At 68.8% G+C, this 14,734-nt stretch carries 14 protein-coding genes, 1 tRNA gene and 1 pseudogene; 7 read left to right on the top strand and 9 right to left on the bottom strand.

Translation table 11 applies throughout. From position 1 onward, the window contains the following. Nucleotides 1-72 precede the first annotated feature (72 nt). Both AB0H54_RS26815 and AB0H54_RS26810 read right to left on the bottom strand, forming a co-directional pair. Entirely contained in the window at nt 73-1,071 is a 999-nt protein-coding gene (locus tag AB0H54_RS26815) for an alpha/beta hydrolase family protein (RefSeq protein WP_357348891.1), read from the bottom strand. 484 nt (nt 1,072-1,555) lie between these two features. Continuing rightward, nucleotides 1,556-2,287 (bottom strand): alpha/beta hydrolase, encoded by a 732-nt coding sequence (locus AB0H54_RS26810; RefSeq protein WP_357348889.1) that lies wholly within the window; start codon nt 2,285-2,287, stop codon nt 1,556-1,558. A 96-nt stretch (nt 2,288-2,383) separates the two neighbouring features. Here AB0H54_RS26810 and AB0H54_RS26805 point away from each other — a divergent pair, with 96 nt between their 5' ends. Further along, nucleotides 2,384-2,986 (top strand): TetR/AcrR family transcriptional regulator, encoded by a 603-nt coding sequence (locus AB0H54_RS26805; RefSeq protein ID WP_357348887.1) that lies wholly within the window; start codon nt 2,384-2,386, stop codon nt 2,984-2,986. Here the strand turns inward: AB0H54_RS26805 and AB0H54_RS26800 are convergent. From AB0H54_RS26800 to AB0H54_RS26785, 4 genes and pseudogenes are all read right to left on the bottom strand, one after another. Further along, nucleotides 2,965-4,638 carry an aldehyde dehydrogenase family protein gene (locus AB0H54_RS26800; protein ID WP_357348885.1) on the bottom strand — a complete coding sequence of 558 codons (1,674 nt, stop codon included), beginning with the start codon at nt 4,636-4,638 and terminating at the stop codon, nt 2,965-2,967. The two genes, AB0H54_RS26805 and AB0H54_RS26800, sit on opposite strands and share 22 nt — an antisense overlap. Before the next feature lie 191 nt (nt 4,639-4,829). Further along, a pseudogene (locus tag AB0H54_RS26795) lies at nt 4,830-5,021 on the bottom strand (YceI family protein); the annotation flags it as partial. 77 nt (nt 5,022-5,098) lie between these two features. Beyond that, the gene (locus AB0H54_RS26790) at nt 5,099-5,347 is read right to left on the bottom strand and encodes a hypothetical protein (protein ID WP_357348883.1); all 249 of its coding nucleotides are present in this window, start codon (nt 5,345-5,347) and stop codon (nt 5,099-5,101) included. Between the two features lie 159 nt (nt 5,348-5,506). Further along, nucleotides 5,507-6,088, bottom strand: coding sequence for an ATPase (locus tag AB0H54_RS26785; RefSeq protein ID WP_357348881.1), 582 nt, complete (start codon nt 6,086-6,088; stop codon nt 5,507-5,509). A 367-nt stretch (nt 6,089-6,455) separates the two neighbouring features. On the opposite strand from AB0H54_RS26785, the gene AB0H54_RS26780 reads away from it, so the two are divergent. After that, nucleotides 6,456-6,532 (top strand) — tRNA-Pro (locus AB0H54_RS26780). 213 nt (nt 6,533-6,745) lie between these two features. Here the strand turns inward: AB0H54_RS26780 and AB0H54_RS26775 are convergent. Then, nucleotides 6,746-7,984, bottom strand: coding sequence for a helix-turn-helix domain-containing protein (locus AB0H54_RS26775; protein WP_357348879.1), 1,239 nt, complete (start codon nt 7,982-7,984; stop codon nt 6,746-6,748). Nucleotides 7,985-8,144: 160 nt separating this feature from the next. Here AB0H54_RS26775 and AB0H54_RS26770 point away from each other — a divergent pair, with 160 nt between their 5' ends. Both AB0H54_RS26770 and AB0H54_RS26765 read left to right on the top strand, forming a co-directional pair. Next, nucleotides 8,145-9,671 carry an NAD(P)/FAD-dependent oxidoreductase gene (locus tag AB0H54_RS26770; protein WP_357348877.1) on the top strand — a complete coding sequence of 509 codons (1,527 nt, stop codon included), beginning with the start codon at nt 8,145-8,147 and terminating at the stop codon, nt 9,669-9,671. Then, on the top strand, nt 9,668-10,618 hold the full coding sequence (locus AB0H54_RS26765) for an alpha/beta fold hydrolase (protein WP_357348875.1): 951 nt from the start codon (nt 9,668-9,670) through the stop codon (nt 10,616-10,618). The genes AB0H54_RS26770 and AB0H54_RS26765 overlap by 4 nt, the downstream gene beginning before the upstream one ends. 110 nt (nt 10,619-10,728) lie before the next feature. On the opposite strand, the gene AB0H54_RS26760 is transcribed toward AB0H54_RS26765, so the two are convergent. Both AB0H54_RS26760 and AB0H54_RS26755 read right to left on the bottom strand, forming a co-directional pair. After that, a complete protein-coding gene (locus AB0H54_RS26760; RefSeq protein ID WP_357348873.1) occupies nt 10,729-11,976 on the bottom strand; it encodes an NADH:flavin oxidoreductase/NADH oxidase family protein in 1,248 nt (415 codons plus the stop codon). Next, nucleotides 11,973-12,824 (bottom strand): SDR family NAD(P)-dependent oxidoreductase, encoded by an 852-nt coding sequence (locus AB0H54_RS26755; RefSeq protein WP_357348871.1) that lies wholly within the window; start codon nt 12,822-12,824, stop codon nt 11,973-11,975. Before AB0H54_RS26755 ends, AB0H54_RS26760 begins: the two co-directional genes overlap by 4 nt. A gap of 106 nt (nt 12,825-12,930) precedes the next feature. Here AB0H54_RS26755 and AB0H54_RS26750 point away from each other — a divergent pair, with 106 nt between their 5' ends. The 3 genes from AB0H54_RS26750 to AB0H54_RS26740 all read left to right on the top strand — a co-directional run bounded on the left by AB0H54_RS26750 (nt 12,931) and on the right by AB0H54_RS26740 (nt 14,682). Then, a complete protein-coding gene (locus AB0H54_RS26750; RefSeq protein WP_357348869.1) occupies nt 12,931-13,536 on the top strand; it encodes a helix-turn-helix domain-containing protein in 606 nt (201 codons plus the stop codon). Between the two features lie 133 nt (nt 13,537-13,669). Beyond that, nucleotides 13,670-14,101: a MarR family transcriptional regulator gene (locus AB0H54_RS26745; protein ID WP_355282570.1), complete on the top strand. Its 432-nt coding sequence runs from the start codon at nt 13,670-13,672 to the stop codon at nt 14,099-14,101. A gap of 41 nt (nt 14,102-14,142) precedes the next feature. Beyond that, nucleotides 14,143-14,682 (top strand): nitroreductase family protein, encoded by a 540-nt coding sequence (locus tag AB0H54_RS26740; RefSeq protein ID WP_357348867.1) that lies wholly within the window; start codon nt 14,143-14,145, stop codon nt 14,680-14,682. The last annotated feature ends 52 nt before the right edge of the window (nt 14,683-14,734 follow it).

The raw sequence follows: 14,734 nt of genomic DNA, 5'->3' as shown, positions 1-14,734 counted from the left end.
TGGTATCCGGCGGGGTTCGCGTGGAGATTGTCGGCGCTGGCGTAGTTCAGCACAGACGGTCCTACAGCCTCGTCAGATACCGAGCCCGCTACGGAGAGTGGGCCACGAGTCGTGTAGCGCCTGCTGCCAATACGGCCAGGAATGGGTGCCGAACGCCGTGTACCGCACAGTGGGTCGCAGGCCCGCGCCCCGCATCAATCCTTCGACGGTCCGGGTACAGGCGTGCGCGCCTTCCTCCAGGCTGATCGCCCCGGCGAGGTCGAGCGGGTAGGAGAAGCTGGGATCGAAGTCGACATCGGCCGGCCCCTGCTTGCCGCTCCCGACAGACATGTACAAAGCGGTGTTGCGCAGGGCGCCCAGGTGTTTGGTGGGATCGTGCGCTGCCCAACCGGGCGCCAGCGAGCCACCCCACATCTTGTCCGGGTTCCCCCCACGGTGATGCACCGCAGCACGGACCATGGGCTGACCGACACCGCCCGTCAGCAGACAACCACTGAAGACGCCGACCGCCCGGTAGAGGCCAGGGTTACGGAAGGCAAGTGTGGCCGCGGCCTGCCCGCCCATCGACAGCCCCGCGACCGCGTTCACCCCGTTCCCGGCGAGCTCCCGATTCAGCAAGGGCGGCAGTTCGTGAGTCAGGAACTGTTCCCACCGGATGTGACCGAGCGCGTCGTCGTCTTCGAGCCAATCGGTGTAGAACGTGCCACCACCGCCGATCGGCATCACCACGTTGACATTCTTGTCCGCGAAGAAGGCAAGCGCATCGGTGCGCATCGTCCAGGTGCTCTGCGCCTGATCATCCCGCGCACCCGTGCCATCGAGCAGATAGAGGGTGGGACGCGGTGCGGACCCCCGCGGACGCAGCACGTCCAGGCCGACCACACGCCCCATCGCCGGCGAAGAGACGTAGAGCTGCTCCCAGGTATCGTTGCGCGCGACGCGATGATCGATCGTCGCAGTGGCAGCATGCGCCGGGCCCGGCGCCAGTAGCGAGGCGACGATGCCGAGAGCCGCTACCGCGCCGAGCATCCGGCGGTGCATCGTGGCGAACCGAGAAGGTGATGCCGTCATCAGATCCTCCTGAGCCCGGACGGTCGCCGGATCCGACAGGGATACCGCTTCTTCCTCGAATCCTGTTACCCCACAAGGGATTTCCACTCAACGAGTGCGTGCTCAGCACCGCGACCCGATCCCGCAACGCTGACGATTCGCAGGACTTTCCGGACGGCAGTCCGCACGGGTCAGCAGGATTCTGCTACCGAGCCAGTTGTCACTCCGGTCTTCAACCTCGTCCGAGTTGTCGCCGGTCGTCGGCGACCTGATGCCAACGTTGACCTGGTGCGGTTGGCTTCTCCCACTGGTTCGAATGAGAAGGGTGCCCTGCAGTTCGAAAGCCGTGTCGAACCCTGCACGCTCTCTCCCCCCGGCCGATCAGCGAGAAGTTCGGATCATCACCGTTCGCAAGTCCACAGGGCTGGAGTTCGCAGTGCCGCAGCGCTGACGGCGACGGCCCGCGGGCAGCATCCCGCGGGCCGTCACCGCTGGAGCGCGAAACTCAGATCGGGTCGGTGTTCAGGCGGTTCTCAGCCGACGCCGCCGCTTCGCGAACGAAGCCGGCGAACCGTACCGGATCGGCCAGTGGCAGATAGTGCCCGGCTCGGGGAACCACGCTCAGCCGTCCGCTGTGGCAGGCCCGGACGAAGCGGCGTTCGTGGATCCGCAGGTGATCATGGCGGCCGTTGATCAGCCACACGGGACCCGGGTACGAGGCCAGCGCCCCGAGCACATCGAATCGGCTGAGCTCGGCGACTACGTCCGGGATCACCTCGGTGGCGATGCCCCCGCCGTTCACTGCGGCCGCCACCGGTCCCGGCAGCATCGCGTCGAACAGGCGCGCACTCGCCCGCCGCCCGCCGTCGGACTGCAGCGACAGCACCCGATGCATGATGGAAAAGGGCAGCATCAGCGTTCGACTCGGCACACAGGTCGAGCCGGCGACGACCAGGCCGACCACTGCGCCGGGAGCCTCGGCGGCCGCCGCGATACCGACGTATCCCCCCAGAGAATGCCCGACGACCAGGGCCCGGCCACCGACGGAATCAATGGCGGTGCGCACTGTTTCGGCAGCGGCGGCGAGGGTGAACTTCTCGCCGCGACGGCGACCGTGTCCTGGCAGGTCGACCGCGATCACCGGATGATCGTCGGCGACACGATCGGCGACCATCGTCCAGGCCGCGCCGCTGAGCCTGATTCCGTGGATGAGAACCACCGGCAGACGATCCGACATCGCAACCCCTCCTCGCGATAAGCAACGCAACGTTGCGTTGCAATGAGGCTAGCGCAGGCAGAATTGCAACGCAACGTTGCGTTGTATCATTGCGGCGTGTCCGCCACCGACTCACCCGCCGCAGGCCCGCGTAAAGCGGAGGTCATCTACCTCGCCGCCCTCGAGCTCCTCGCCGAGGCCGGGTACGACGACATGACGATGGAGGCGGTCGCCCACCGATCCGGGGTCAACAAGACCACGCTGTACCGGTGGTGGCCTTCCAAGGACGCCCTGGTGGCGGCGGCGCTGACGGTCGCAGCGCCGCTGCGGATCTCCATTCCCGACACCGGAACGTTCCGCGGCGATCTAGCCGCGCTCGGACGCGAGATCGCCCGACTGCTGACCGCCGAGGACACCGCGGCCATCGCGGCGGCGGTCTTGTCCGCCTCGGCGTCGCGACCGGCGCTCGCCACTGTCGGCCACCGGTTCTTCAGCGATCGGCTCGAGCGCGAGCAGGTCATCTTCGACAGGGCGGTCGCACGCGGGGAGATCGCGGCCGACACCGACGCCGGCACCGTGATCGATCTACTGGCGGGCTCGCTGTGGGCGCGTCTGGTACTGCGCGGGCAGACGCTCGGCCCCGACTACGTCGACACGATCGCCGACATCGTCGCGCGCGGTGTCAGCGAGCGAACAGGTCAGCCGGCCAGCGCCGAGTAGAAGATCCTCAGAAGCTTCCCGTAGCGGCGATGCGCGTAGAAATCGACGAGATCACGTCCGGTAGCCACCGCGGTGCGGTTGGTCACGAACCACGGCGGTTTCGGGCTGAGCGTGAACATTCCCGACAGCAGGGCGCGTGGTGCGGGCCGGAACGGCCCCCGCACCACGGTCCGTTCGACATCGTCGAGCAACAGCGCGTTGTGGACGACACCGATGCCGCTCTGGATATCGGCGAGGGTGTGCCCCGGGTAGGCGCCCCAGGCAGCTCGCGCGATGCCGAACGCCAGTCCGGTCCACGCGTTCACCGCGATGGTTCCGTATCGCAGGCTCTCGATCGCGCCGTCGAACGCCGGTCCCAGTTCCGCGAGCGTATCCGGGTGCGCGAGGATGTTCGCGCCGAGCGTGCCCATCAATTCGTCATTGGCGAATTCCACCGCGCCGGCGAGGAACTCCGCACCAGTGCCGGGGAGCTCGACGACGCCGAGGACCAGGGAGAAATACTCGGTGCGCAGCAACGGACTGTCGGCGGTCGGCAGATTCTCGACCAGCACCCGCCCACCGAACTCGGTCGCGCCCGGATAGGACTTCAGCGCCGCGTCCACCCGTCCCGCGCTACCCGGGTAATAGGCGGCGCGCTGGGGCGCCCGCCGCAGAGCCGCGCGCAGTTCGTCGAGGAACGTCGCCTTGTGCTCCCAATCCCGGCTCACGACGACGACCTGCACGGCGATGCAGTTGTAGCCGCCGTTGTGCAGCCGCGAGGTGGCTACGTGTTCGGCCTGGAACCTCAGATCGTCGCCATTCCACGGCCCGGGAACCACGATGGTCGGCGAGACGCCACCGAGCTCGCCGGTGATCGGCTTGTCCAGCAGCGGTTTACCGGACCGGCGCCGCTTGTCACCCTCAGCGCCCTGGCCCCACACGATGGCATCGTGAGTTTGCGTACCGCCGGTCATGTGAACGTGGGCGACGGCGGGATGCTCGACGAGGTACCCGCCCTCGGCGGCGCCACCGCGCAGAATGCGCACGACACCGAGGTCGATGAAGGGCGCGAAGATCTTCTCGAACACCGGCAACAGCGGATCGGTGATCGGGTTCAGTTTCAGCGCGACCACCCGGTTGTGCGCGAACAACTCGTAGAGAACGTCCAGCGGAGCGATCGACATGATGTTGCCCGCTCCCAGGACAACGCCGATTCCCGCGGTAGCAGCCGGATCGAGCTGCGCGAGGCCGGCCCGTCGCCTGGCGGTTTCCGCGTCGACGCCAGGGCGCAGCCAGACCTCGGCGCGAAACCCGTTGAGGACAAGCTTGTCCAGCGTGTCGAAAGGCAGCACCGGCACCGCGACGCGACCGCCGGGCGCCGCGTCGATCCGCACACCGTCCAGCGGGCTTCGACCCTCGGCGAGCGCTTGCGCGGTGTCGCCCAGCGCTTCGATCCCCTGCAGGAGAGCGAGCGGTCCCGACATCCACTCTTCACCCAGCAGGGGCGAGTCCTCGTCCAGGCTCTTGATCTCGATTGCCGCCCGCACCCAGTCCGCCGCGTAGCGACCGGTCAGGCCGTGGACTCGGCTCAGCAGGTCTCGACGCTCGGCCGGCGTCGTCTTCGACCAAACCTTCTCGCCGCTGCCCAGATCCGTCAACGCCTGATCGAGCACGGCGCGATCGACTGTTTTGTCATGCCTTCACTGTCCCCGGGATCCACACGACCACAAGAAGTTACGTAACAGCTCGGTACCGCCGCGATTCCCGTGGAGCTCCGCTCGGACATGGCGTGCGTGCGCTCGCGGAGAACACCGCTCGGGCGCAGACCACGTCGACAGCCCGAGCTCCTCCCCACTCGCCTCCGCTACATTGCGGGTAGTCGATCGCCTTGCACGACCTCGATGTCGAGTTCGATCTTGACGGTGCGGCGCAATCCGAGACCGGTGAACGCGATGATCGGATAGCTGCCGACATCGAGGAAATCTGGTGAGCGCAGGTGATCGTCACGCATCGAGATACCGGTATCGATGCCCGCCGCCTCGATCTCAGCGCGCCCCGTGGCGGTGTAGTCGGTCCTCAGTGGACCGTTCCGCGTCGGCGTCGACTGTGGTGTCGAGGAAAGGTCCGGGCAGATCAGCCCAAATATCGGGACGGCTGCGGACCAGGATCGCGTTGCGCGAGCAGAACACCGCCAACTCGGACCGATCCGCGGCGCCTGACGAACAACGTCTCGCCGCCCACAGTACGGACTTCCGGCGGCAAGGCGGCAGGGTCGACATCACGGATCTGCCCGACCGCGACCGTCCCGTGCGGATACACCGACGCACCTACGAACGGACAGTCCGTGAACCGGATCTCGGACTCGGCAATGAACACCTGCATCCGTTCATTGTGACCGCCGAACCAACACCCAACCCAGGCAAGAACCAGGCAGCTCCCTCGCGGTCGTACTGAGATCCCGAATGAGGCAGTCGAATACACGGTTCGCCCGGTCGGTGCGGAGTGGACCGAGATCGTCGACCGGTGACCGCGTCCTCACACTCATCGTCGTACCCCGCGTCCACGCGCTCGAGTCTCCGGCGGGAGCCACTCCGCGAACCTGATGATCTCCGTGGCCAATGCGATGATCGACCGTTCGTCGGTCGCGACTCGGCGGATCTGGGGCCGGGACCCACTGTTCAGCCGATGCGCCATGGCGGCACTGCGTTCGAGATGCGCGTCCAGGGTGGAACCTTTCTCGCGTTGGGAAAGGCGCCGGAGCGCGGTCTCGTCCGTGCAGGTCAGAAGCACACCGATGACATGGGGGCTGTCGCCCATAGCTGCGGTCAACTGGTCGGTCACCTCACCCAGGACACTGGCCGTGTTGATGTAGATCAATCTCCGATATCCCAGCACGCGGTAGTTGGCCCACATCGCGGCGAGGTTCCGCTCAGCTAGTCCATGATCTTCCGCCGACGGGTACGCCATGTCGAGAAAGTCGCCATCGATCACGCAGCGTCGCACTCCCGCAACAGACAACTGGGCATGAATCTCGTTGCCGACAGCGCTCTTCCCCACTCCTGACCGCCCCCCGATGAACAGCGCCTCGGTCGGTGCGCACGCGCCCGGATTCTCTTCCACCATTACTTGCCGACCCTACTGCCGATGGTGCCCCGCTCCGGTTTCGCTGAAGGCGGGTTCGGCGGACCGGTCTCGGGAACATCGCACATTCTCTCAGCCCAGAACGAAATCCGCCTCGACTACCAGTCGACCAGCAACGATCCCGAGGTCGCCCGCAGCCCCCATCGTGGATGGTCCCGCCGAGCACACAAACCTATAGTCAGGACCGGGTCCACCTACGTGTCGCGTCTGCCAGTCATCCGGGGTGGCATGGCAGCGATACGTGCGCTCGGACCTCGCGGGAACGCAAAAACAGCCGTCTACCAGCCGATTAGTTCCTACGCCGACTAGTGCGGTAATCTTTTCGAGCACCCGGAGACGGGGGCAAGAACGGGCTGTGGCGCAGCTTGGTAGCGCACCTGACTGGGGGTCAGGTGGTCGCAGGTTCAAATCCTGTCAGCCCGACCATGCAAAAATCCCCTCCGACCTCGGTCGGAGGGGATTTTTCTGGTTCATGGGCCGCGCGCAGTTGGGGACCATTCCGGGACCATCCGGGTTTCGCGCGTGGCTAGGGCACACTTCATCGCACTGTTTCCTAAAGATGCTCCAAGACAAGGGAATTCGGTGTCGTTGCGCGGGGCTACAGCATCGGTGTGAACTGACCGCGAGAGCAGGGTCGGGTCATCGGGTCCAGCGGAGGACTTCGAGGGCGGCACCCACCGCGATGGTGTTGCTCGACAAGGGGCGGGGTAGGAGTTCGTCGGCGCGGGAGACGCGGCGGACGATGGTGCTGCGGTGGGTGTAGAGGTGGTCGGCGGTGCGGGTGATGCTGCATTGGTGTTCGAGGTAGGTGGTGATCGCTTCGAGGACGTCGGGGTCGGCGGTGGCGAGGTCGCCTAGGGTGTCGGTGACGAATTCGTCGGCGCGGAGCGGGTCGGCGGTCAGGACGGCGACCAGTTGGACGTCTTCGTGGCGGGCTACGCGGCGGTGGGAGGTGAGCCGGGTCAGCATGCGCTGGGTTTCGAGGGCGTCGAGGTGGCTGCGGCGGAAGCCGGGGATGCCGAGGCCGGGTCTGCCGATGGCGACACGCACGTCCGGGGCGTCGGAGAGACCGGTGGTCACCGGGACCCGGCCGGGGGCGGCGTCGACGGTTAGCCACCCCCCCAGCGGGGGGGCGCGGCCCCCCAGGGGGCCCGGGGGGCGGGCGCCGCCGACGCGCAGCAGCAGTTCGGCGGCCATTTCGAGCTGGTCGCTCGCGCCGGGCGAGCTCGCCCAGAGGACGGCCGCGGTGTGCGGGCCGGTCAGCCGGTAGCCGAGCTGGCGTTCGGCCTCGCCGCGGCGGATCGGCGCGCCCTCGAGCAGCAGCGAGACGGTCGCGCGCCGTTCGGCGTTGGTGCCGCGGGTCAGGTCCTCGCGTTCGGCCTTCATCTGGGCCGTGATGGCGGCGACGGTGTCCTCGACATAGGTCGAGATCGACAGCGACGCCAACTCCAGCAGCTCGCGGAGCTGCGCGGGGTCGTCGGTCAGCCCGAAGCAGATCTCCATACAGCGGTTCCAGACGACGCTATAGCTGGTGCGATAGGCATCGAGGGAGGATTCGTCCAGGCCGCGCCGGACCAGGTCCCGCGCCGCGGTCAGGGCTTCGGGGCCGAGGTGCGGTGGGACCCGGCGGCCGGGATGCTGCACGTTCGACCAGGCCCAGTGGGTGATGTTGGCGAGGTTGGCGCGCCGCACCGCCGCCGCGAGCGCCGGGTCCTCGGCGATCCGGCGCATCCGCTCCCCCGCCAGCGAGGCGGCGTGCAGGTCTTCCAGCCATTCCCCCGACGGGGTGAGCGCTGTTTCGGCCGCCGTCCGGATCAGGGCGACGATCTCCGGCCCGGGCTCGGGCCAGCGCAGATCGCGTGCATCATTTTGCCGCATCTTTCGATCATGCTGCGTCTTTATGTCGTAGCGCAAGGCCGTCGATCCGGCGGACTCTGGAAGGCACACCCAGCCCCGGCGCCGTTTCGCCCGGGCCGAGCACGTCGCCCTCAGCCTCCGCACCGGCACACGCACCGCGGAGCCGGATCAAGGAGCCGCCATGACATCCACCCCGACCGCCGAACCGGCGCAGACGGGCACCGACCACGTCGACGTCCTGATCATCGGTGCCGGGATCTCCGGCATCGGCGCGGGGCGCTACCTGCGAACCCTGCTGCCGCACAAGAGCTTCACCATCCTCGAGGCCCGCGGCAGCCTCGGCGGGACCTGGGACCTGTTCCGCTACCCCGGCATCCGCTCCGATTCCGACCTGCACACCTTCGGCTACGAGTTCAAGCCCTGGCGCGACGAGCAATCCATCGCCGACGGCGCACGCATCCTGGACTACCTGCGCGAAACGGCCACCGAGAACGGACTCGACGACACCATCCGCTACCACCACAGGGTCGTCGGCGGCTCGTGGTCGTCGGCGGAAGCACGCTGGACCGTGCAGGTCGAACGCACCGACACCGGCGAACACCTCGAACTCACCGCCGACTGGATCTTCTCCGCCGCGGGCTACTACCGCTACGACGAAGGGTTCACCCCCGAATTCCCCGGCCGCGACCGGTTCCAGGGCACCGTCGTGCACCCGCAGCACTGGCCCGAGGACCTCGACTACGCGGGCAAACGCGTCGTGGTGATCGGCAGCGGCGCGACCGCGGTCACGCTGATTCCCGCGATGGCCGAGACCGCCGCGCACGTGACGATGCTGCAGCGCACCCCGACCTACATCCTGCCGGTGCCCAGGAAGGACCCGATCGCGAACGCGCTCAAGCGCCTGTTCGGCGACGAGCGCGGCTACGCCTTGACCCGCCGCAAGAACATCGCCCAGCAGAAGCTCGTCTGGAGTCTGTCGCAGAAGTACCCGGACCGGATGCGCCGGATCATCCGATGGACCAACGCGAAGCAGCTGCCCGCGGGCTATCCGGTCGACGAACACTTCCATCCGCCGTACAACCCGTGGGAGCAGCGGCTGTGCACCGTGCCCGACGGTGACCTGTTCAGGTCCATCCGCAACGGCACGGCCTCGGTGGTCACCGATCGCATCGACACCTTCACCGAGAACGGGATCCGGCTGACCTCCGGCCGCGAACTCGAGGCGGACATCATCGTCACCGCGACCGGGCTGAACGTGCAGGCGTTCGGCGGCGTCCCGGTGACGATCGACGGCCGCACGGTCGCGGTGTCGGACACGGTGGCCTACAAGGGCCTGATGCTCTCGGGCGTACCGAATCTCGCCTATGCCATCGGCTACACGAACTCCTCGTGGACGTTGAAGATCGGCCTGCTGTGTGAACACTTCTGCCGCGTGCTGGCTCACATGGACGACAACGGCTACCGGATCGCCCGCGCCGAGATCGCCGACACCGCCATGTCGACCCGGCCGTTCCTCGACTTCGCCGCCGGGTACATCCAGCGGGTCGTCGATCAACTGCCCAGCCAGGGCGACCGGATGCCGTGGCGGACCTCGATGAACTACCAGGACGATGTGAAGCTGTTGCGCGAGGCCGACGTCCTCGACCCGGAGCTGCACTTCGAGACCGCGCACCAGCCGGCCCGACGCACGGCGACGGTCCCCGCGTGACGGCTCCCGACGGTGGGGCGGAACGGGAACGGGTGATGCCACTGCCGACCGGCGCGCGCATCTGCTACCGGATCGATGGGCCTGCGGGCGGCGTCCCCCTGGTCCTCGTCGCCGGACTCGGCCTCGATCTGACGGCCTGGCCTGCGCGCCTGGTCGACCAGCTCGCCGCGGCCGGGTTCCGGGTGGTGCGGTTCGACAACCGGGATGTCGGCCGATCCAGTGCCGGGCATGGTCGACCGCCCGGCACCGCGCGGATGCTGTTCTCGCGTCCGCGCCGCGACGCGTACACGCTCGCCGATATGGCCGACGACGTCTACTGGCTGCTCGATTACCTCGACATCGGGGCCGCGCATGTGGTCGGCATGTCCATGGGCGGGATGATCGCACAGACCCTCGCCGCCCGGCATCCCGAACGCGTCGTCACCCTCACGTCGATCTTCTCGACGACGGGGAATCCGAAGGTGGGTCAGCCCGCGTGGTCGACGAAGGCCCGGCTGGGTGCGCGCCCGCCGCGCACGACGGACCAGGCCGTCGATCGCCATCTGGCCCTGCTGCGCCACATCGGGTCGACGACCTTCCCGCCCGATCCGGCGCTCGAGTGCCGATGGGCCGCCGGGGCGTGGATCCGCGGCGCCGGTCCGCGGGCGCACGAAGGCATCGCCCGCCAGATCGGGGCGATCCAGGCGTCCGGCGACCGGACCGTCGAGTTGCGCATCATCGCCGCGCCGACCCTGGTGATCCACGGCGACACCGACCTGATGGTGCATCCCAGCGGTGGTCGCGCCACCGCGGTCGCCGTCCCCGGCGCCCGCTATCTCGAAATCCCCGGGATGCGGCACCATCTCACGCCCGGCGTCCTCGACCGGCTCGCCCGCGTCATCACCGACCACGCCCGCACCCCGCAGTCCGCGGGAGACCTCGGTCGACCGGCTGCCAGGGCAGAGTAGCTGTCGTCACCGGCGCGGTCCCGGGCATCGGCCGTGTCGCCGGACGACTACGCCGACCGACCGATGGGATCGTCCCGGCCGAGATACCCGGCCGGGACGAGAGGTTCACCTCAGCCGCGTTTGGGGCGCCACAGATCGGCGCCGTTGCGGAGCGAGGCGTCGACGGCGGTGCGCCACCAGGGGCGGGCGGGGTCGGGGTCGCGGCGGGCGCCCATGCGGTGCAGTTGATCGGTGTGCCACTGCAGGTCCAGGACGCCGACCAGGGGCCGCAGCTGGGGTGCGCGGTCGGCGAAGGGGACGCGCAGGGTGTGGCTGGGTAGGCGATCCACGCGACGCCGAAGGACCGCGTGCCCGGCGTCGGGGAGCAGGCAGGTGGGCCTGCCGAGGCCGATCAGGTCGCAGTCGCCGGAGGCGACGGCCTCGGTCATCGCGTCGGGGGTACGGAATCCGCCGGTGACCGCGACCGGCAGCGCCTCCGCGATTCCGGCGACCGTGCGGGCGTATTCGAGGAAGTACGCTTCACGCGCGATGGTGGACGCGGCGGCCGTGCCCATCATCGCCGGGGACTCGTAGGACCCACCGCTGATCTCGAGCAGGTCGATCCGCTCCGCGGTCAACGCGCGCACCACCTCCCGCGATTCCTCCTCGGAGAAGCCGCCGCGCTGGAAGTCGGCCGAGTTCAGCTTGACCCCGACGGCGAAGCCGGGCGACACCCTGGCCCGGATCGCGCGCACGATCTCGAGCAGGAATCGCCTGCGGCGCACCGGATCACCGCCCCAGTAGTCATCGCGCAGGTTGGCCGACGGCGAGAGGAACTGCGTCACGAGATAGCCGTGCGCGCCGTGGATCTGCACACCGTCGAACCCGGCGGCCTCGGCGACCGCGGCCGCGGTGGCGAACCGCTCGACGATGTCGAGGATCTCGCCTTCGGTCAGCGCTCGCGGCGTGCTCGCGCCCGGTACGCCCGCCGCCACCGCGCTGGGCGCCACCGGACGCCCACGTCCCAGCGGATTCGCTTGCCGTCCAGGGTGATTGAGCTGCATCCAGAGCGCGGTGCCGGTGCCGGCGAAGACCCCGGCCCAGCGCCGCAGCCGATCGAGGTCGCGGTCGTCCTCGATCACCACATTGCCGGGCTCGCCGAGGTGACGGCGATCGACCATGACATTGCCGGTGACGACCAGGCCGAACCCACCGTCCGCCCACCGCCGGTACAGGTTCTCCAGGCGCTCGGTCGGGCCGTGGTGCGCGTCGGCGAGCGCCTCGCTCAGTGCCGACTTCATCAACCGATTGGGCAGCGTTGCGCCACACGGGAGTTCGACCCGGTCGGACAGGGTGCGCTGCGCGATCGCTTCGGTCATCGGTGCGCTCCCGTCTGGACCGGCCGCGGCGCGAGCGCGCCGAGCACCCTGGTCGCCACGGAGGCGAACAGCCGCTGGTAGGTCGGTCCGAGCAGGCGCACCGCGGTGTCCATGGCGACGGCGTCGTAGCCGATCAGTACGCGCGGCTTGCGCGCGAGGACGCCGCGCAGGATGGTCTGCGCGGCGGACTCGGGGCTGGTCGGGGTGAGCTTCTCGGTGAACAGGGTGCGCAGGGCGGTCATGTCGGTGCCGACGCTCGAGGTCGCGCTCGCCACGATGCCGGTCCGCACGCCACCCGGGTGCACGCAGGTCACCGCCACCGGGTGGCCGGAGATCAGCATCTCCTGGCTCAGGGCCTCGGTGTAGCCACGGACCGCGAACTTGGCCGCGTTGTACGAACTCTGGGTGGGCACGCCGAACAGGCCGAAGACGCTGGAGATATTGACCACGTGCCCGTCACCGGAGGCGATCAGGTGTGGCAGGAACGCTTTGGTCCCGTGCACGACGCCCCAGAAGTCGACGTCCATGACGGCTTCCAGATCGGCGTAGGGCGTCTCGTCAACGGTGCCGAACTTGGTGATGCCCGCGTTGTTGATCACCAGGTTCACCGTGCCGAAGGTGGCGGCCACGGCGTCGGCGTAGGCGTGCACGGCCTCGCGATCGGCGACGTCGAGGATCTGCTGATGTGGTGCGCCGCCGCAGAGTTCGGCGGTGCGGGCCAGGCCCGCGGCGTCGACGTCGCTGATCGCCAGGCGGGCGCCGCGCGCGGTCAGCTCGACGGCCAGCGCGCGCCCGATACCCGAGGCGGCGCCGGTGACCACGGCGACCTTGCCGTTGAAATCCTTCATCGTGTCTCTCCCGATTGCGGTGTGCGGTCCCAGGCAACCGTAGTTACCAGTCAGTTGCATTACAAGTCATTCGACTGGCAAATCTGGCCATCGGTAGGATCGGCCTGTGCCGAACCCGACCCGTACCCAGTCGCAGCGGCGGGCCGCGACGGTCGACGCCCTGCTCGACGCCACGATCCAGGTGCTGACCGACGGCGGGTACGCGGCGCTGACCACCCGCCGGGTGGCCGAGCGGGCGGGCGTGAGCCAAGGCGCCCAGCAGCACTACTTCCCGACCAAGAACGCCCTGGTCGACGCCGCGCTGCAGCGGATGGTCGACGAGCTGGCCGCCGAGGCCGTGGCCACGCCGCTGCGCGCCGAGACCGAACGCGACCGCGCCGAGGAACTGCTCGACCGGCTGTGGGACCTACACAACCTGCCGATCGGCTCGGCGGTGATCGAATTGCTCAACGCGGCCAGAACCGATACCGAGATCGCGGAACAGGTGGTGCCCTCGACGCGGGCCGGACTCGCGGCCATCCACGCGATAGCGGCCGCGGCGCTGCCCACCTACGCGCGGGCGGCGGGTTTTCCCGATGCCATCTCGGTGGCCGTGTCCACCGTGCGCGGTTCCTCTACCCTCGCCTCGATTCCCGGCCTCGGTGACGTCCATCCGCCCTGGCCGCAGGTACGGGATCTGCTCATGCGGATGCTCGACACCCTCCTCCCCTGAACCGGTGCCACCGTCGACCGGTCTGGGCGACAACCGATCTCGACGCACCGACCCGACCCGCGCTCGGGAGTTCATGGGAAATTCTCAGCTCACTGACAGCTGACCACCGGGACCGGTTCGTAGTTTCGGATCCGTGTCCACGTTGTCGACAACCCCTGATCTGGCCGGCGCCCTGTCCCTGGCCACCGTGCGGCTCGCCCGCCGCCTGCGCGGCCACCGCGCCGATCCGCAGATTTCGCTGTCCCAGCTCTCGGCCCTGACCACCCTGGGCCGGGAAGGGGCGATGGCGGCAGGCGCGCTGGCCGACCGGGAACAGGTGCGCCATCCCTCGATGACGCGGACCATCGCGTCGCTCACCGAGCTCAACCTGATCGATCGGCGACCGCACCCGACCGATCGCAGGCAGACGCTGCTGTCGGTGTCCCCCACCGGGCAGGCGCTGCTGGCCGAGGAATCCCGGGCCTCCGAATCCTGGATGACCGAACGGCTGTCCGAGCTGTCCGGCGAGGAGATCGCGCAGCTCGCCAGGGCGGTCGAGATCATCGGCCGCATCGCCGCGCGGTGACGACGGGCATACGAACGGGCGGACCCGGGTTGGCAGTGAGCGTGTCTTCCGAACCGATCCGCCTGCATCCGCTCCTGGCCGGCCGCTACAGCCCGCGCGCGTTCGACCCGGCGGGAACCGTCGACGACAAGACCCTCGACGTGCTGCTCGAGGCGGCGCGGTGGGCGCCCTCGGCGGGCAACTCGCAGCCGTGGAGCTTCTATCCGGCCCGGCCGGGCGAGGTCGAGCACAAGCGGCTCCTCCGGTATCTGGCACCGAGTTCGGCGCGCTGGGCGCCCGACGCGGGGCTGTTGATCGTCACGCTGGCCCGGCGCTTCGTCGACGACTCCGATCTGCCGTACTCGGAGTTCGCCGACTACGACCTGGGCCAGGCCGTCGCCCACCTCACCGTGCAAGCCCAAGCCCTCGGCTTGGCCTGCCACCAATTCCGCGCCTTCGACCGGGACGCGGTCACCGCCGACCTCGCCCCCAATCCGGGCTGGGCCGTGCTGTCGATGATCGCGGTCGGCCGCGCCGCCGACACCGCGACCGCGCGCACCCGGCACGAGATCGCCCACCTGCGGGCGGCGCCCTGGGGGTGAGTCGGTCGCGTTGTCGCGCATCGCTTCCGCCGCTAGGGTGTCCCCTACTGCC

Origin of the sequence: Nocardia sp. NPDC050718, assembly GCF_040654235.1 — a bacterium.
Classification (GTDB): Bacteria; Actinomycetota; Actinomycetes; order Mycobacteriales; family Mycobacteriaceae; genus Nocardia.
Note: the sequence above shows the minus strand (reverse complement) of the source record. Positions and strands in the feature narration are given on the sequence as shown.